This window comes from Pseudochelatococcus lubricantis (assembly GCF_011762225.1).
GTDB classification, from domain to species: domain Bacteria; phylum Pseudomonadota; class Alphaproteobacteria; order Rhizobiales; family Beijerinckiaceae; genus Pseudochelatococcus; species Pseudochelatococcus lubricantis.
The window spans coordinates 266,884-284,817 of the sequence record NZ_JAASQI010000006.1; the positions used below are offsets into that span (position 1 = coordinate 266,884).

Here is a 17,934-nt window from a genome sequence, read left to right on the forward strand (position 1 = left end):
GACAGGTGCGCGGCGCCGGAGAGGCCGCAATGGATACGGCCGGCGGAGCGATCCGCCGGCCGTACCGGATTCGATGGCGTGTCGCCGTCAGTCGAGCTTGATCTTGCCGAGGTTGATGAACTGCGTCTCGCCGGAGGAACCGTCCACGCCGTCGTTGTCGGTGATGATGAAGCTCACGCCGTCCTTGTCCACGGCGAAGCTCTCGACCTTCTCAAGCACCGTGCCGTTCGCGGCCTTGAGGTCGGGCAGCACGTCGCGCGCCAGCGTCTTCTTCACCACGGCGATCTCCTTCGCGCCGATGGCCGCCGGCTTCAGGCCCGCGATCGAGAAGCGGTAGAGCTTCTTGATAGCGGCGGCGTCGCCCACCTGGTTGTCGCGCTCGATGACCACGAAGTTGTCGTTGCCGACGTAGGTGATTTCCGACAGGCCGACCCAGCCCTTCTCGGACTTGTCCAGCGGATAGTGGAGTTCGCCCCACGTCTTCGCAGCCGGGTTGTAGGCGAGGATCTTGACGTGGCCCTTCGGGTCGTCCTTCCACTCGCGCTGCACGGCGATCCACAACGTCTCGCTGTCGCCCTCGCCGGCCACCGCGATGCCCTCGAAGCCGTAGCGCGTGGCCTGCTTCTTCAGCTCTTCCGGCAGCTCGACGACTTCCTGCACCTCGCCCTTGTCGTCGACGCGGACGATCTGCGACTGGGTCGGGTTCTTCTCGCGCTCCGGATTGCCCTCCGACGCCAGCCAGAAGCCGCCGGCGGGACGGACAGCGATGCCTTCCAGGTCGAGATTGGCGACGGGCTTGCCGTCCTTCGTCACGATGCGCTTCTCGACGATCCGCGCAGGCTTCTGCGCGGCGTCGACGACGTAGATGGCGCCCTGCGAATAGAAGCTGTCGCTGACGACATAGAGGCGGCCGGGGACGGACGGATCGGCGGCTGCGCCGGAGAGCGCGCCCCAGCCGATCGGCAGGCCCTTGCCGTCATTGCCGGAAACGATGGTCGGATAAACGGCCGGCGCCTGCGCGCGCTTGAAGATCGCGACGGTGGTGCCCTGTCCGCCGTCCTTGCGCAGGTCGGTCTCGTTGGCGGTCACGAAGAGATCGCGCTGCGGAATGACCAGCAGGCCCTCGGGTCCGATGCCGCCAGCCGGCAGGAGCTGCAGGAACGTGGGCTCCTTGCCCGCGCCTTCGTCCTTGTAGACGCCGACGACGGAGCCGCGCTCGGAACCGACGAAGAAGAGGTTGTCGTCGCCGTACTTGCCGAAAGCGATGCCTTCGGGCTCGACGCCCTTCTTGTTGCGCTTGTCGGGATAGTGGCCGGCGCGCAGCACTTCATGCTCGAACGAGGCCTTGCTCTCGAACTCGACGGTGCCGTTCTTGTTGAAGATCGTGAAGCCGCGCGCGCCGCCCTTGTAGTCGCCCTCGTTGGCGATGACGAAGCGGTCGTCGTCCAGCCAGCGCACGGCGTCCGGTTCGCGCAGGGCGTTCTCGATCGTGTCGGTGGGGCTGATGACGCCGTCCTTCTTCGTGTCGACGTTCTCAAGCGTCACGGCGCCGGCGGGGAAGTGCGAGACGACCTTGCCTTCCTTCGCGTCGACGATGACGAGGTGGTTGTTCTCCTGCAGCGTGACGACGACCTCGTCCTTGCCGTTGAAGTCGACGAACTCGGGCTCGGGATCTTCCGGAGCGTAGGAGGCGAGGCCCGTCACTTCGACGCGGCGAACGGCGGCGCAGTCCACGTCGCCATCGGCACCCACGGCGGCGAGCGAGACGAAGCCGGCGGGAAGCTGCGGCAGCGCGCCTTCGTTGTGTTCCTCGTTGCGCTCATTCTCGATGGCGATGGCGACGGTCTTCTTGTCGCGGCTCAGCGCGACCGAGTCCGGCTGGCCGCCCAGCTCGCACTTCTTTTCGAGGGTCTTCTTCGTCAGATCGACCACGCCGAGGAAGCCCGACGGCTCGGTGTAGCTCTTCGAGGTGTTGACGCCGACGAGCGCCTTGTTGCCCACGACGACGACCGAGGTGGGCTCGCCTTCGACGGCGACCGCGCCGCCGGCCTTGGGCGCGGCGGGATCGGTGATGTCGACGAGGCCGACGCGGTTGCCGGGCGAATCGGTGTAGACGAGCAGCGTGCCGTCAGCGTTGGCCGCGATGATCTCGGACACCGTCGGCTTGGCCGGATCGGCGCCTTCCGGCAGGTTGCGAATGACCGGGAAAACCGAAATCCGGTTAAAGTTCAGGGGCTCGGCCGCCATCAGGGCGGTGCCGGACAGCAGGCTGGCGCCGATAGCCAGCAGGATCGACCTTTTCATCTCGTTTTTTCTCCCTAGCCCGCGCGCGGGGCACAGCAATAGCAGTGCCGTATGTCATGGGTTGACGATGACATGGGCATGACATTTGGGGCATGACATTCGGGGCATGTCGTTCCGGGTATGACGCTCCGGGAATGACACGCCCTCTGCCGGGCCGGGCGATCCGTTTTCCCCTATTCCGCGGCAGTGCCGGCGGCGTGGCGCGCGAAGGCGGCGCGGCCGAGATTGGTGCGGATGAGGTTGTTCTGCGGTGCGTGAGCCTTGCCACCCAGCGAGTCGCGGTGGTGGCGCTCCAGCGGGTTGTCCCGGTTGATGCCGGGATTGCCGCCGAGATCGAGGGCGATCAGCGTCGCGGCCTGCGCGTTCTCGATCACCGCGTGCTTGACGATGACGGCGTCGGCGCCGAACGGCCGGCCGAGATCGTAGTCCTCGGCGAGGCCGCGCAGCAGGCGGCGGTTGATGCCGAGCAGCACCTCGATCTGGCCGACGCCGTCATGAAAGCGGGGCAAGGAGGAGAGCGGCGCGCCGAGGCTGCCGGGCGTGCGGCTGGCCGCGAAGTTCACCAGCCAGTCGCGGGCGGCGTGCGCCGCGCCGTCATAGACGGCGGGCACAAGGCCGAAATACCAGGCACTCTCGCGTTCGTCGCGCCGGATGCCCGCCGAGGCCGGTGCGAGGTCGATCGTGTCCTCGTAGGGGATCGCGACGTTCTCCAGGACGATGTCGTCGCTGCGGGTGGCGCGCATGCCGACGGCGTTCCACGTGCGCTCGACCCGCAGGCCGGGTGCGTCCGTCGGCACCAGAAACGAGCCGAGCCGGGGCTCGGTCTCGTCCGTGACGGCGAGCACGAGCGCCCATTTCAGCAGCGGAATGCCTGTTGTGTAGATCTTGCGCCCGCTGATGAGCCACGTCCCGCCGTCTCGCCGCGCAACCGTTTGGGGCAGCGTCCCGTGCGAGGGCGAGCCGACGGCGGGCTCCACCTGCGCCGCGTTGAGCAGTGCCACGCCCTCGCGGTTGGCCCGCGTCACGCGCTCCACGAGATGCGCGGGCCACTTGCCGGAATGGCTGGCGCTGTATTGGTTGTTCAGATGCATCGCGTAAACGAGGGCGGTCGACGGATCGCCGCGGGCGACGGCGGAAACGGCGGCCAGCGCGTCGCGCAGCCCGCCCCCGAGGCCGCCGTGCTCGCGTGCGGTGGTGAGGCCTAGAAGGCCTGCCTCATGCAGCGCCTCGAAATTGGCGACGGGAAACTCCCCCGTTTCATCATAGCGGGCGGCCCGCGCCGCGAACTCCCGGCCAAGGTCGCGGGCGCGGGCCAGCGTGGCGGCTAAATCCGTATCGGGCAGGGCGGTCATCGTCAGGCTGCTCCCGTCTGCCCCGGGACGCGGCTTCCGAGAATGCGGCGCGCGTTGAGACCGGCGACGAGCTGCCGTTCATGCGCGTCGAGCCCGGCGCGGATCAGGTTGTCCCGCAGGCTCGCCTGCGCGAGTGCGGGCAGAATCGGCCAATCGGTGCCGGCGAGGACGCGCTCGACGCCGAAGAAGGAGGTGAGGATGCGCACGATTGCCGGGTCATCGCCCATGGTGTCGAAATAGATGTTGGGGCGCTCGCCGGCGTCGCGTGCCTCCCGTCCGTAGCGACCGCCGCGCGATGCCTGCACGATGGCGCCGAGCCCCAGCGTCGCGAAAACGAAGTTGATGTCGGGGAAGGCGTCGAGGATGTCCGATTCCAGCAGGGACAGGAAGGCAACGCCGTTCATGAGGCCGCGGCCGAGCGAATTGCCCGCCTTGCCCGCGCCGGCGATCAGGAGATCGGCCTGCGGCGCGTTGATGGGATGGACGAAAACCGGCGCCCGGTAGCGGTTCGCCACCTCAAGCGTGGGACGGACGGCGGGATCGGCGAGGAAGCGTCCGTGCCGGGAGGAGTCGATGACCAGCCCCGCGAGGCCGAGCGTGCCGAGCGCCCGCTCGGCTTCCCGTGCAGCCGCCTCGCCGGAGAACGGGTCGACCACGCCGAGAGCCGCAAGCCGTCCGGGATGGGCGGCGACGAGGCCGGCGAGCCAGTCGTTGACCCCTGCGATCGTGCTTTCGTCGGTGGGGCCCTCCACCCCGAACAGGCTTTCGACGGTCGTGCTGACGACGGCAAGCGACACACCCGCGGCCGCGAAGGCGTCAAGCAGCGCGGCGGGATCGACGATCTGGCGCAGGATGTCGTCGCCGAGGCCGAAATTCACCCGCCGCGCGCCGCCAGCGCCCCGGTCGGCCGGCCACAGGTGGGTGTGGATGTCCACGATATCGAGATGTTCCGTCATTGCGATCGCCCGTCGTTGGGGAGAGGTTTTTTCAGGAAAGCAGCGGGCATCCGCGCCCGCCACGTCCGCGTCACTTCACGATATACGCATCTGCCAGCGAGCCGCCGACGCCGTCTGCGGTGATCGTGTGATTGACGATCCGCTTGTTGTAGAGCGTGACTTCAGGGCTGCTGATGACGTCGATGGCGGGCAGATCCTCGACCAGAATTTCCTGGATGCGCCGCCACTGGGCCACGCGCTTTTCCGGATTCGTCTCGACGGCGGACTCTTCCAGAAGCCTGTCGACCTCGGGGTTACTGTAAGCGGCACCGTTGGAGAACGGCACGCCCGGCTTGAAGTTCTTGCTCCAGTAGAGGCGCTGCACGCCGACGGTGGGGTCGAACAGGTTGCTCATGCCCTCGAAGGCAAAATCGAAGTCGCGGTCGGTATAGATACGCTTGGTATAGGTGGCGAAGTCCTGGCTGCGCACGGTCACGTCGAGGCCGAGCGGCGCCAGCGCCTGCTTGATGTAGTCCGCGCCGCGCTTGTAGATTTCGCCGCTCGGCACGTAATCGATGGTGAGGCGCTGGCGCACGCCGTCCCCGCCGCGCGCGAAGCCCGCCTCGTCGAGGAGCTTGTTGGCGGTGTCCGGATCGAGCGGGTAGGTCTTCAGATCCGGATCGAACCACCGGGTCAGGTTCGGGCTGATGGGGCCGGGGATGACGTTGCCGTAGCCGTAGGCGACGGTGTTCTTGAACACTTCCCTGTCGAGGGCGTGGGCGATGGCCCGGCGCACGCGCACGTCCTTGAAGAACGGGCGTTCGAGGTTGAACTCGATGCGGCTGATGCCGTTGTTGTACTGGTTGCCGTTTTTCTCGATGCCGATGTGCGGCAGGCCTTCGAGCCGCGACAGGTCGCTCAGCGAGATGGGCGTGTTGGGCGCAAGGTCGATCTCGCCGGTCTCGATGGCGATCGCCCGCCCCGCCGCGTCGGGGATGAAGCGCACGACGATCCTGTCGAGGTACGGCTTGGGCTTGTCCCAGTAGTCGGGGTTGCGCTCGTAGATGATGTGGCTCGCGCGCACCCATTCCTTGAACTTGTAGGGCCCCGTGCCGACGGGGGCGAGGTTGACCGGGTTCTCCGCCGCTTTCGTGCCTTCGTAGAGGTGTTTCGGCACGATCGGCGATTCCGTGGCGTTGAGCGCCGAGATGAGGTAGGGCGCCGGCTTCGAGAGCACGAGGATCGCCGTCAGCGGATCGGGCGTCTGCACCTCGACGAGGTTGAGGAAGGTGTTGCGGCCGCGCGGATGCACCTCCTTCAAGGTATTGATCGAATAGGCGACGTCGGCGGAGGTGAAGGGCTTGCCGTCATGCCATTTCACGCCCTCGCGCAGCTTGAACGTGTAGCGCAGGCCATCCTCGCTCACGGACCATTCCGTCGCCAGTTGCGGCCGGGGGTTGAGGTCGAAGTCGTAGGCGAGCAGCCCCTCGGTCGTCTTGCCCGATACGAAAACCGTGTTGTACGCCGTGTGGGCGATGGAGGTGAGCACTGGCGGTTCCGCGGCCAACAGCAGAGTGGCCGTGCCGCCATGCGCCGGTCCGGCAAGGGCGGCGCCTGCGCCCGTGGAGAAGGGCGCGCCCGTCACCGCAAAGCCGAGCGCAGCAAGGGAAACGCCGAGAAAGCGGCGGCGTGAGGAATGCAGTGCGAGACGCATCGTGGTCATCCTTTGAAACGGGTGGCGCGCTGGCCCGCGCGCCGTCTTCATCCGGGTCGATGTTGCCAACGCCATAATTCCATAAATTCCATATTACAAGTTATTTTATCGTGCGGTATGCTCCTGCGGGCGGCCATCCGGACCGGCCCGAGAAATGCCGCCGGCAGCGCTTGACAAGGCATTTGCGCAAATGCAATAAACTTTACAGAATTTATAGAGAGATTAGATGGCGCAAACGGAACAACCCGTTCTGGACGTTCGTAACCTGCGGCTGCGTTTTCCCGGTCCCGGCGGGGAAACGACCGCCGTCTCAGGGCTGAGCTTTTCCGTCCGCCCCGGCGAGGCCGTGGCGCTTGTCGGCGAATCCGGCTGCGGCAAGTCCTCGACGGCGCTGGCGATCATGCAGCTGCTGCCCGACACGGCGAAACTGGGCGGCGAGATCAGGGTCGACGGCCGGGACGTCATCGGCCTGCCGCGCAAGGAATTGCGGGCGCTGCGCGGCAGCAAGGTGGCGATGATCTTTCAGGAGCCGATGACCTCGCTCAACCCGGTGCACCGCGTCGGCGAGCAGATCGTGGAGGCGCTGCGCGCCCACAAGCCGCTGTCGCGGGAGGACGCGCGCGAGCGCGCGCTGGCGCTGCTGGAGCAGGTGCGTATTCCCGATGCACAGCAGCGGCTCGACGCCTATCCGCATCAGCTTTCCGGCGGTCAGCGCCAGCGCGTGATGATCGCCATGGCGATCGCCTGCGAGCCAAGGCTGCTGATCGCGGACGAGCCGACAACGGCACTCGACGCCACCATCCAGGCGCAGATCCTGCAACTGCTGGACGACCTGCGCCGCGAACTCAACATGGGCCTGCTGCTCATCACCCACGATCTGGCGCTGGTGTCGCGCTGGACGGAGAACGTCGTCGTGATGCATCACGGCGAGAAGATGGAGCAGCTCGCCGCCGCCGACCTGTTCGGCCGGGCGCATCATCCCTACACGCGCGGCCTGATCGGCGCCTCGATCCGGCTCGACCGCTCGCAGCACTACCGCACGCAACGCCTGCCGGAAATCCGTGTCGTGCACAATGCCGACGACACCTACGAATTCCTGCTGGAGAAGCGGGAGCCGATCCGCCTGCCGCCGCCGGACCGCGGCGGCGCGCCGGTCGTCGAGGTGCACAACCTCGCCGTCCGCTACGATACGCCGCGCGGGCCGTTCACGGCGGTGGACGACGTCTCGCTCGCCATCGCACCGGGGGAGACGCTCGGGCTCGTCGGCGAGTCGGGCAGCGGCAAGTCCACGCTGTCGAAAGCCATCATGCGCCTCGTGCCCGCCCATTCCGGCCGGATCGTGTTCAGGGGCGAGGACATCACGCGCATCGAGGGCAAGAATCTGCGGCGCGTGCGCCGGAACATGCAGATGGTGTTCCAGGACCCTTACGGCTCGCTCAATCCCCGCCACACAGTGGGCGAGATTCTCGAAGGCCCGCTTGCCGTGCACGAGGTCAACGACGCGCGGGAACGGCAGAAGCGGGTACAGCGGATGCTCGATCAGGTCGGGTTGCCGGCGCGCTCCGCCAATCGCCTGCCGCACGAGTTCTCTGGCGGCCAGCGCCAGCGCATCGGCATCGCGCGTGCGCTGATGCTGAACCCCTCGCTCGTGGTGTGCGACGAGCCGGTGTCGGCGCTCGACGTGTCGGTGCAGTCGCAGATCCTCAACCTGCTGGTGGAGCTGAAGGAATCGCTCAACCTCTCCTACCTGTTCATCTCGCACGATCTCGCCGTGGTCCAGTACATCTCCGACCGCGTGATCGTGATGAAGGACGCGAAGGTGGTCGAGGAGAACGATCATCTGCGGATATGGACCCATCCCCGGCACGACTATACGCGCGCGCTCATCAGCGCGGCGGCGCGGGAAGCGTGAACGGCGAATGAACGGATGCGGCGGCGTCCGCGCCCTCGCGGCGCAGGCGTGTTTTTGGTCAATGTTGTCTGGAGTCAATGATGTCGTCCGCCATAGCAACGCCCGCCGCGCCGGCGGCGTGGTCCGCCGGGGAGAGCTTCTACCGCGTTCGCGGGCCGCTGGAGCGCGCGGACAGCCCGCTGGCGCGCGCCGCGCGGCAGCCGCTGATGCTGGGGCTGTTCCTCAATCTGCAGGACATCAGCATCTCCTCGTATCCCACCAGCAACACCTGGACGTTCGACTACAACGCCGACATCGTCCGGCAGGGGGAAGCGCTCGGCTTCGATCTCGCTTTCAGCCGCACCCAGTGGCTGCCCAAGGGCGGCTATGACGGCGAGGCTTCCCTCGATTCCTTCGTCGCGCTCGGCGGTATGGCGGCGATCACGAAGAGCATCCTGCTGATCTCCACGATCCATGTGCTCTACGGCCCGTGGCATCCGCTGCACCTCGCCAAGTTCGGCGCGACGCTCGACCACATCAGCAAGGGACGCTGGGGCATCAACATCGTCACCGGCCATCGCGCCGTCGAGCACGAGATGTTCGGCTGGCAGCGAATCGAGCACGACAAGCGCTACACCATGGCGGGCGAGCTGTTCGACGTCCTGAACCGTCTCTGGACGGCGGACGACAACTATTCCCACGAGAGCGTCCATTCCGCCTGGAAGGTCTCGAACGGCTGGATCACGCCCAAGCCGCTTTATGGCCGGCCGGTTCTCGTCACGGCGACGGGCTCGCAGGCGGGCATCGACTTCGCCTCGCGCTACTCCGACATCCTGTTCATCACGTCCCCTGGCGGCGCGCATATCGACAGCGCCCTGGCGACGCTGCCGCCGCATATCGATGCGATACGGAGCACTGCGGCCTCGGTGGAGCGCGAGGTCCGGACGCTGATCAACCCGGTCATCGTCAGCCGCAACACCGAGAAGGAAACGCAGGCCTATCTCGACGCGCTGCTCGACAATCCGCCGCGCCCCAAAGGGGCGTCGTTCGGGCATGGCCACTACGACAGCGACGCCCATGCCTGGCGTGGCCGTTCGGACAAGACGCACAAGCAGGGCTACGGCCTCGGCGGCAACATCGAGATTATCGGCACGCCGGAGCAGGTCGTCGAGCAGTTCATCGCGCTCAAGCGGGCGGGCATCGACGGCCTGCAGCTCGGCTTCGCGGACTTCCGCGCCGATCTCCAGCATTTCGGCGAGAACATCCTACCGCTGATGAAGAGCGCGGGGCTGCGGTTCTGAAATCACTGCGACGCGGAGCAAGCGGATGTCGAGTCTGGGAAAAATCGGAAGCAGCCTGCGGCGGACGGCCATTCAGGCCGTGCCCACGGTCATCGGGATCGTCATCCTGAACTTCTTCCTGCTGCAGATGGCGCCGGGCGACGCGGCCGACGTGATCGCCGGCGAGGCGGGCTCCGCCACGGAAGAGACCATGCACGCCCTGCGCGTGCAGTTCGGCCTCAACCATCCGGTGCTGGTGCAGCTCTACAACTACCTCAACGAGCTGGCGCATTTCAGCCTGGGCTTCTCGCCGCGCTATGGCATGCCGGTGGCGGAGCTGATCGGCCAGCGGCTGCCGGGCACGTTGCTACTGATGTCGCTGGCGCTGGGCATCGCGCTCTTCATCGGGCTCGTGCTGGGCTCTGTGATGGCCATCTTCGCCGGGCGGTTGCCGGACCGCGTGCTCTCCGTGCTGGCGCTCGTGTTCTATTCGGTGCCCGGCTTCTGGATCGGCCTGATGCTGATCATCCTGTTCTCCGTCACGCTCGGCTGGCTGCCCAGCGGCGGCGCGGGCACCATCGGCGCCGATCTTTCGGGCTGGGCGGGCCTGTGGGACAAGGCCCGCTACATGATCCTGCCGGCGACCTCGCTCGCCCTGTTCTACGTCGCCATCTACGCCCGCCTGACGCGCGCCTCGATGCTGGAGGTGAAGTCGCAGGATTTCGTGCGCACGGCGCGCGCCAAGGGCCTCTCCCCGTTCTCCGTCACGGTGCATCACGTGCTGCGCAATGCGCTGATCCCCATCACCACGCTGGCGGGGATGCATATCGGCAGCATGCTGGGCGGCGCCGTGGTGGTGGAGACGGTCTATAGCTGGCCGGGGCTGGGGCGCCTTGCCTACGAGGCGGTGATGGGGCGCGACTTCACCGTGTTGCTCGGCATCCTGCTCCTGTCCTCGCTTCTGGTCATCGCCGTCAACGCGGCGGTGGACCTGCTGCAAACCTTCCTCGATCCTCGTATTGGAGTGCGTTGATGTCGGCGACCGATCCAGTCCTGCGCGATCCGGCCCTGCTGGGTGAAGCCGCGCCGGCCAAGGCCGCGAACCCGCGCGAGCCCGAGCCGCCGAGCTGGCTCGGCAAGGAAGAGCCGCTCCCCGCGTATGTCGCCGGCACGGGCGCGACCCACGGGCGCCGGGCGCTGCGCATCTTCCTGCGCAATCCCAACGCGCTCGCGGGGCTGATCATCCTCGCGCTCGTGGTGATCGCCGCCGGCATCGCGCCGCTGCTCTATCCCGGCGATCCGCTGGCGATGGTAGCGAAGCCCTTCCTGTGGCCGGGGCAGGATGCCGCCTATCCGCTCGGCACCGATTCCATGGGGCGCGACGTGCTCGCCGGCATCCTGCACGGCACGCGGATATCGCTGACGGTCGGGATCGCGGCGACGCTGCTCGGCCTCGTCGCCGGCATCAGCGTGGGCGCGGTGGCAGGCTATTACGGCGGCCGGGTCGACGATCTGCTGGTGCGCATCATCGAGATATTCCAGACGCTGCCCAACTTCGTGCTTGTCGTGGTGCTCGTCGCCATCACCCAGCCGACAGCCGCGACGATCTCCATCGCCATCGCCATCGTCACCTGGCCGAACGTTGCGCGGCTGGTGCGCGCGGAGTTCCGCTCGATCCGGGAAAAGGACTACGTGATGGCGGCGCGCAGCCTCGGATATGGCGACGCGCGCATCATCTTCCGCGAGATCCTGCCCAACGGCCTGCCGCCGATCATCGTGACGTCGTCCGTCATGGTGGCGGGCGCGATCCTGATGGAGTCCGCGCTGTCGTTCATGGGGCTCGGCGATCCCAACGTCGTGAGCTGGGGGTCGATGATCGGTGCCGGTCGCGAACTGATCCGTACGGCGTGGTACCTGACAGCGCTGCCGGGGCTCGCGATCGTCTCCACCGTGCTCGCTCTCAACATGATTGGCGACGGCCTCAACGATGCGCTGAACCCGCGCTTCCTGCAGGATCGCTGAACGCACCGGCACGGTGGCCGGCACGCGGCCGCCGTTCCGCTTTTTCACCACAGGCGCTTGCCGGCGCGAACGCTTCCGGGCGCAAACCATGAAGACAGTACCATGATCTCCTCGCCAATTGCCGTCGACATCGCCTCTCTCCCGCCCGCCGGCGCCGCGTCCGCATCTCCGCCGCGCGTGGCCGATATCCTGGCCCGGGTGCCCGCGCTCGCGGCGGAAATCGCGAAGGGCGCGGCACGGCGGGACCAGACCCGCGAACTGCCGTTCGAGGCGTTCCGGCTGATCAGGGAGGCGGGCATCGGCACGCTGCGCATTCCCGCGGCGCTCGGCGGGCCGGGAGGCACGGTCGAGAACTACATCGATGTCATCGCGCGGCTGGCGGCGGCGGATTCCAACGTCGCCCATTCCCTGCGCTCGCACTTCAATTTCACCGAGACGCTGGCGCTCGATCCCGAGGGGGGCAAGGCGCGCCGCTATCTCGACGAGGTGCTCGCCGGCAAGCTGTTCGCCGGTGCGCATACGGAGCTGGGCACGGCGCGCCCCGGCGACGTCACGACGCGGCTCACCAGCACGCCGGCCGGCTGGCGGCTGAACGGGCGCAAATGGTATGCGACCGGCACCGCCTTCGCGGACTACGCGACCTTCAGTGCCAAAAACGATGCCGACGAGGTGGTCAGCGTTCTCATCCCCGTCGGCCGGGCCGGCATCGCGGTGCTCGACGACTGGGACGGCATGGGCCAGCGCCTGACGGCGAGCGGCGGCGTGCTGCTCGACGACGTCGAGGTGTTCGAGGACGAAATCTCGGCGCGTGCGCTTGACGGCCGCATCGGCCGCCATACGTCGACCCTACGCCAGCTTCATCTCGCCGCCTCCGCCGCCGGCGCGGTACGGGCGGTGCTGAACGAGGGCATCGCCTACGTGCGCGACCATGCGCGCCCGGCTGCGCACAGCCCGGCGGCGTCGGCGCGCGAGGATCATTTCATCCAGGAACTGGTCGGCGAGATCGCTGCCGCGTCCTTCGCCGTCGACGCGCTGGTGGCGGAAAGCGCCCGGGCGCTCGACAGGTCGGCGGCGGCGTTCGCGGCCGGTGACGAGGCGGTGCTCGACGCGGCGCTGGTGGAGAGCGCGCTCACGACCTCGCGCACGCAGATCGTCGCGTCGCGCCTCGCCCTGCGGGCGGCGGAACAGATATTCGATCTGGGCGGGGCCTCGACCACGTCGAGCAAGTACAACTTCGACCGGCACTGGCGCAACATCCGCACCGTCTTCAGCCACAATCCGCTGCTGCACAAGGCGCGCGTGGTCGGCGACTACTACCTCAACGGAACCACGACACATCTGCGCGAGGGCAAGGTCTTCTGACCGGGACACCCATAGCGTTTTCGAGTGAATTCTCATCGGCCGGACAGTTCCGTCTGATCGGATAGCATTCCAGGAGCAGCCATCATGAGCGACGAAAAACTGTCCGAAATCTGGTACACGCGCTGTCCGGTGCCGACGCCCGTCGGCCTCGCGGCGCAGCTCGGCTATCTCGAAGAAACCTTTGCCGCCGAGGGTATCGCACTGCGCTCGATTATCGATTCGCCGGACCCCGCCATCCGCCAGAGCCATTTCAACCATACCCTGAACTGGTCGTTCCGCCACGGCGGCAACGTTCCGCCGATCCGCGCGCGCTCGGAAGGCCGGAAGACGCGGCTCGTCGGCATCACGTGGACCGACGAGTTCCAGGCCGTCATCACGCTGCCGCAAACGGGCATCCGGTCTGTCAGCGACCTGAAGGGCCGGCGTTTCGGCATCGCCCGGCGCCCGGAGGGCATCGTCGACTTTCATCGCGCCACCGCGCTGAAGGGGCTCGTCTCTGCGCTGTCGCTCGAAGGGCTTTCGCACCGGGATGTCGAGATCGTCGATGTCGCCGTGCGGGACAGCGTGCTCGACAAGTTCGGCGACGCCTCCCTGTTCGGCCTGCGGCGCCGGCCGCCGCACGGCGAGGAGATCGCGGCCCTCATCCGGGGTGAGATCGACGCTATCTTCGTCAAGGGCACGCCGGGCATCGCTGTCGCCAACCTCATCGGGGCTGTGCTCGTCGCGGATTTCGGCTTCCATTCCGATCCGAACATCCGCGTCAATTCCGGCTCGCCGCGCCTGCTGACCGTCGACGAGTTGCTGGCGGAAAAGCGGCCGGACCTCGTCGCGCGGCTGATCGAGGCCATTTTCCGCGCGAGCGAATGGGCGAAGGCCCATCCGGATGATACCCGCCGCTTCGTCGCGCGCGAGGCCGGCGCCACCGAGGAGCAGGTGCTCGTCGCCAACGGCCCGGACCTGCATCACCATCTGGGGTTGAGCCTGGAACCCGGGCTGATCGCGGCTGTGGGTGCCTACAAGGACTTCCTGCTGGAGTGGGGCTTCCTCGCGGGCGATTTCGACATCGGCGAGTGGGTCGATCCCCGGCCGCTCGAAGCCGCCACCCGCCGCGCCGCCGCCTGACGGGAAACTAAAAAACTTAAAATCCATAGAATTTATCAATTAAATATTGACAGGCCGGTGCGCCTGTCTCATTCTTCCTCCGAGGGTGGGATGGGCGCCCTGCACGGATAACGGGCGGCCGTCCGCGGGGCGGGCGGCGGCGATCCGTTCTTCAGGTCGCCCGTGAGGGCGTGATTGTTTGAAGAGCCGATACCACTGCGATGAACATCGACACGCGGGCAAGATCAAGACAACCGTCTCCAACATTGGCGCGTTTGCCTCCGTTAACGGCCCTGCGCGCGTTCGTGGCCACGGCGCGCCATCTCAATTTCACCGGCGCGGCCGATGAGCTGCACGTGACTTCCGCCGCCGTCGGCCAGCAAATCCGCTTGCTGGAGGAGCACCTCGGCCATGCGCTGTTCGTGCGCAACCGTGGCGGCCTGCAGCTCACGACCGCCGGGCGCGCCCTGATGCCGGGCCTGACGTCCGCCTTCGATACGCTGCTCGAAACGTTGTCTGCCCTTGCGGAAGAGCCCGGGCGCGCGCCGATCCGCATCGTCGCGCCATCGTCCTTCGCCGGGAAGTGGCTGGCGCCGCGCCTCGCCACCCTGCAGGCGGCCGGGCCGCGGCTCGACGTGCAGGTGGACGTGTGCTCGCGCGGGGTCGACCTGTTCAGGGACGACGCCGATTGCATCATCGGCTACGGCGCGGGTAACGTCTCCGGCCTCGTCGTGGACCGGCTGTTCGGCGAGGCAGTCGTGCCCGTGTGCAGCCCTGCGTTCGCACAGCGCCATGGGCTGTCGGGGAACCCGCCGGCGCTCGCCGGCGCGCCACTGCTGCACGAGCAGGGGCCGTCTCCCGATCCCGCCTGCCCGGACTGGGGGGCGTGGTTGCGCCTGTTCGGGCTGCCGATTCACCTGGCCGAAAGCGGCATCACGCTGAGCCAGTCGTCGCTGGTGCTGGACGCGGCGGTGGCGGGGCAGGGCGTGGGCCTGGCCAAGCTGCGGCTCGCGGAGGCCGACCTGCTGTCCGGCCGGCTCGTCGTTCCCTTCGGTGAACCGCAGCCGGTGGATTTCTTCTACTTCTTCGCGGCGACGCCCCTGAAGGCGAAGTCGCCGCAGGTGCGCCAGTTCCGGCACTGGCTGCTGTCCGAGACGCGCGCGGCACGGACGGATGTTGACCGCTGGCCGCCCGATGGCCCCTATCCCGCGTCCGGCGCGCATGCCGACACGCCCGCCATTGCGGCGGAATGACGTTGCGGGCATTTAAAATTTTGTCTATAGACGTAATAGATATATAGCGCTATCAAACGCTTCTCCGATGCGGGCGCCCGGCCGTCCGCCCATCCTGCCGATCTGACAAAGGAAACGCTCGTTCATGTCCATCCAGTATCGCACGCTGGGCCGCAACGGCCTGCGCGTATCGCCGCTCGCCCTCGGCACCATGATGTTCGGAGGCGAGACCGATGAGACCACGTCGCGGCGCATCATCGACAAGGCGTTCGATCAGGGTTTCAACTTCATCGACACGGCGGATGGCTACGCGAATTACCAGTCGGAGGTCGTGGTCGGCAACGCCATCCGCGAGAAGCGCGATAGCTGGGTGCTGGCAACCAAGTTCGCGAGCCCGCGCGGGCTCGACGCGAACAGCCAGGGCGCCTCGCGCAAGTATATCCGCCGTGCGGTGGAGGGCAGCCTGAAGCGGCTCGGCACCGACTACATCGACATCTACTACCTGCATCGCGAGGACCATGAGACGAATGTCGCGGAAACGATCCGCACGCTCGGCGACCTGATTTCCGAGGGCAAGATCCGCTACTACGGCCTCTCCAACCACCGCGCCTGGAAAATCGCCGAATTCAGTCGGGTGGCCGATCAGCTCGGGCTCGATCGGCCCATCGCCTCCCAGCCGCTCTACAACCTCGCCAACCGCCAGATCGAGTTCGAGCACCTCGATGCCGCCGACTACTACGGGCTCGGCGTCGTGCCCTACAGCCCGCTGGCGCGCGGCGTGCTGACGGCTAAATACGCGCCGGGCGCGGAGCCGGAGGCGGGCACGCGCGCCGGGCGTCAGGACAAGCGCATCCTGCAAACGGAATGGCGGCCGGAATCGCTGAACATCGCCCAGCGCATCGGCGAGCACGTCAAGTCGCGCGGCATTTCTCCCGGCCAGTTCGCGCTGGCCTGGGTGCTCAACAACCGGCTCATCACCGCCCCCATCGTCGGCCCGCGCACCGAGGCGCAGTGGGACGACTACCTGCCCGCGCTCGAATACAGGTTTACGCCGGAGGACGAGGCGCTGGTCAACGAACTCGTCGCCCCCGGCCACTCGTCCACGCCCGGCTTCAACGATCCGGCGCATTTCTTCTTCGGCCGCCGGCCGTACGCAGGCTGATCCGGTTTTCCGGAAAGCCGGTCACCCGACATGCCGCCTTCCGGTTTCGCCGACCGGAAGGCGGCTTCCTGCGTTCGCTTCCGGCAAGTGTGACGCGCGGCCTGCGGGCGCCACGGAAAGATATTCTTCGTCAGCCGCGAAGCAAAATTGTGCCATCCCGCCGCAGGCAGGGCGGTGTGCGTCTTCCAGCTTGTAAAATTGATTATTTTTATAGAAAATATGATCTTCGACAATGAGCGTGGGCCGGAACGGCGCCACGCTCATTGCCGCCCCCGAATCCGGGGCGTCTCGATCACATTGGAAAAGCCCGCAGATGACAGACATAGCCGATCCGCAACCTGCCTCCGGTAACGAGAATCCGGCGGCGCGCCAGCGCCCGTCCGCGCCGCAGCGACCGCACCGTATCGATAGCGACGCGGAAGCCATCGCCGCCGCGCGCGGGCTTGCAGGGCAGTTCGCGGCGGGGGCCGCCGCGCGCGATCGGGAGCGGCTGCTGCCGTGGGCGGAAATCGAGGCCTTCACCGCGAGCGGACTTGGCGGCATCACGGTGCCGCGCGAATACGGCGGTGCCGATGTATCCTATGCCACGCTGGCGGAGGTGTTCGAGATCCTGTGCGCGGCCGACTCGTCGGCGGGCCAGGTTCCGCAGAATCATTTCGGCGTGCTGGCCCTGCTGCGCGACGCGGGGTCGCCGGAGCAGAAGCGGCGCTTCTACGGCGACGTGCTGAATGGCTACCGCATCGGCAACGCGGGGCCGGAACTCGGCCGCCGGCCCATCACACACTCCGGCACGCGCCTGCGCGGCACGCCGGAAGGATTGCGTCTCACCGGGCATCGCTTCTATTCGACGGGCGCCATCTTCGCGCACTGGATTCCGACGCGCGCCTTCGACGACGAGGAGCGGCCCGTACAGGTGTGGGTGCCGTATGACGCGAAAGGGGTGCGGGTGATCGACGACTGGGCGTCGTTCGGCCAGCGAACCACCGCGAGCGGCTCCGTCGTGTTCGACGACGTCGCCATCGACGATCCCGGGCAGATCATTCCGGTCTGGTCGTTCACCGGGCAGCCGGGGCTTGCCGGGCCGGTGTCGCAGCTCATCCAGGCGGCCATCGATTCCGGCATCGCAGCCGGCGCCATCGATGAAGCCATCGCCTTCGTGCGCGACCACGCGCGCCCGTGGACGGATGCAGGCGTGGAACGCGCGTCCGACGACCTCTACATCATTCACGATGTCGGCCGCCTGAAGATCGACCTGCACGCGGCGCAGGCGGTGCTGCGCAAGGCGGGCCGGGTGCTCGACGAGGTGGCGCGCGCGCCGGTGACGGCCGAGTCGAGCGCGCGCGCCTCCGTCGCCGTGGCGCAGGCGAAGATCCTGACCACCGAAATCGCCCTTGCGGCCAGCGAGAAGCTGCACGAACTCGCCGGCTCCGCCTCCACGCGCGCCGTGCACAATCTGGACCGCTACTGGCGCAACGCCCGCGTGCACACGCTGCACGATCCGGTGCGATGGAAATACCACCTGCTCGGCAACTACGTGCTGAACGGCGTGCTGCCCGCGCGCCATCAGTGGAACTGAGAG

At 67.3% G+C, this 17,934-nt stretch carries 14 protein-coding genes; 9 read left to right on the forward strand and 5 right to left on the reverse strand.

The genetic code is table 11. From position 1 onward, the window contains the following. Positions 1–87: 87 nt before the first annotated feature. The 4 genes from FHS82_RS13925 to FHS82_RS13940 form a co-directional block, all read right to left on the reverse strand. Positions 88–2,304, reverse strand: coding sequence for an esterase-like activity of phytase family protein (locus FHS82_RS13925; protein ID WP_166953815.1), 2,217 nt, complete (start codon positions 2,302–2,304; stop codon positions 88–90). A gap of 173 nt (positions 2,305–2,477) precedes the next feature. Beyond that, positions 2,478–3,656, reverse strand: coding sequence for an acyl-CoA dehydrogenase family protein (locus tag FHS82_RS13930; protein ID WP_166953817.1), 1,179 nt, complete (start codon positions 3,654–3,656; stop codon positions 2,478–2,480). A 2-nt stretch (positions 3,657–3,658) separates the two neighbouring features. Then, complete coding sequence (locus FHS82_RS13935) at positions 3,659–4,612, reverse strand: amidohydrolase family protein (protein WP_166953819.1); 954 nt, start codon at positions 4,610–4,612, stop codon at positions 3,659–3,661. Positions 4,613–4,682: 70 nt separating this feature from the next. Beyond that, complete coding sequence (locus FHS82_RS13940) at positions 4,683–6,305, reverse strand: ABC transporter substrate-binding protein (RefSeq protein WP_166953821.1); 1,623 nt, start codon at positions 6,303–6,305, stop codon at positions 4,683–4,685. 226 nt (positions 6,306–6,531) lie between these two features. On the opposite strand from FHS82_RS13940, the gene FHS82_RS13945 reads away from it, so the two are divergent. From FHS82_RS13945 to FHS82_RS13980, 8 genes are all read left to right on the forward strand, one after another. Continuing rightward, on the forward strand, positions 6,532–8,217 hold the full coding sequence (locus tag FHS82_RS13945; RefSeq protein ID WP_166953823.1) for an ABC transporter ATP-binding protein: 1,686 nt from the start codon (positions 6,532–6,534) through the stop codon (positions 8,215–8,217). Between the two features lie 80 nt (positions 8,218–8,297). Then, positions 8,298–9,497, forward strand: a complete 1,200-nt coding sequence (locus FHS82_RS13950) for an LLM class flavin-dependent oxidoreductase (RefSeq protein ID WP_166953825.1) — start codon at positions 8,298–8,300, stop codon at positions 9,495–9,497. Between the two features lie 25 nt (positions 9,498–9,522). Beyond that, positions 9,523–10,509 carry an ABC transporter permease gene (locus FHS82_RS13955; RefSeq protein ID WP_166953827.1) on the forward strand — a complete coding sequence of 329 codons (987 nt, stop codon included), beginning with the start codon at positions 9,523–9,525 and terminating at the stop codon, positions 10,507–10,509. Beyond that, entirely contained in the window at positions 10,509–11,498 is a 990-nt protein-coding gene (locus FHS82_RS13960) for an ABC transporter permease subunit (protein WP_166953829.1), read from the forward strand. Before FHS82_RS13955 ends, FHS82_RS13960 begins: the two co-directional genes overlap by 1 nt. Positions 11,499–11,600: 102 nt before the next feature. Beyond that, entirely contained in the window at positions 11,601–12,860 is a 1,260-nt protein-coding gene (locus tag FHS82_RS13965) for an acyl-CoA dehydrogenase family protein (protein WP_166953833.1), read from the forward strand. A gap of 84 nt (positions 12,861–12,944) precedes the next feature. Next, positions 12,945–13,982 (forward strand): ABC transporter substrate-binding protein, encoded by a 1,038-nt coding sequence (locus FHS82_RS13970; RefSeq protein ID WP_166953836.1) that lies wholly within the window; start codon positions 12,945–12,947, stop codon positions 13,980–13,982. Between the two features lie 200 nt (positions 13,983–14,182). Next, entirely contained in the window at positions 14,183–15,214 is a 1,032-nt protein-coding gene (locus FHS82_RS13975; RefSeq protein ID WP_208394245.1) for a LysR substrate-binding domain-containing protein, read from the forward strand. Between the two features lie 130 nt (positions 15,215–15,344). Further along, positions 15,345–16,355, forward strand: a complete 1,011-nt coding sequence (locus FHS82_RS13980) for an aldo/keto reductase (RefSeq protein ID WP_166953951.1) — start codon at positions 15,345–15,347, stop codon at positions 16,353–16,355. Positions 16,356–16,376: 21 nt separating this feature from the next. Here FHS82_RS13980 and FHS82_RS13985 read toward each other — a convergent pair whose 3' ends face one another. Next, the gene (locus FHS82_RS13985) at positions 16,377–16,619 is read right to left on the reverse strand and encodes a hypothetical protein (RefSeq protein ID WP_166953840.1); all 243 of its coding nucleotides are present in this window, start codon (positions 16,617–16,619) and stop codon (positions 16,377–16,379) included. Between the two features lie 49 nt (positions 16,620–16,668). Between FHS82_RS13985 and FHS82_RS13990 the strand changes: the two genes are divergently transcribed. Beyond that, on the forward strand, positions 16,669–17,931 hold the full coding sequence (locus FHS82_RS13990; RefSeq protein ID WP_166953848.1) for an SfnB family sulfur acquisition oxidoreductase: 1,263 nt from the start codon (positions 16,669–16,671) through the stop codon (positions 17,929–17,931). Positions 17,932–17,934 lie beyond the last annotated feature (3 nt).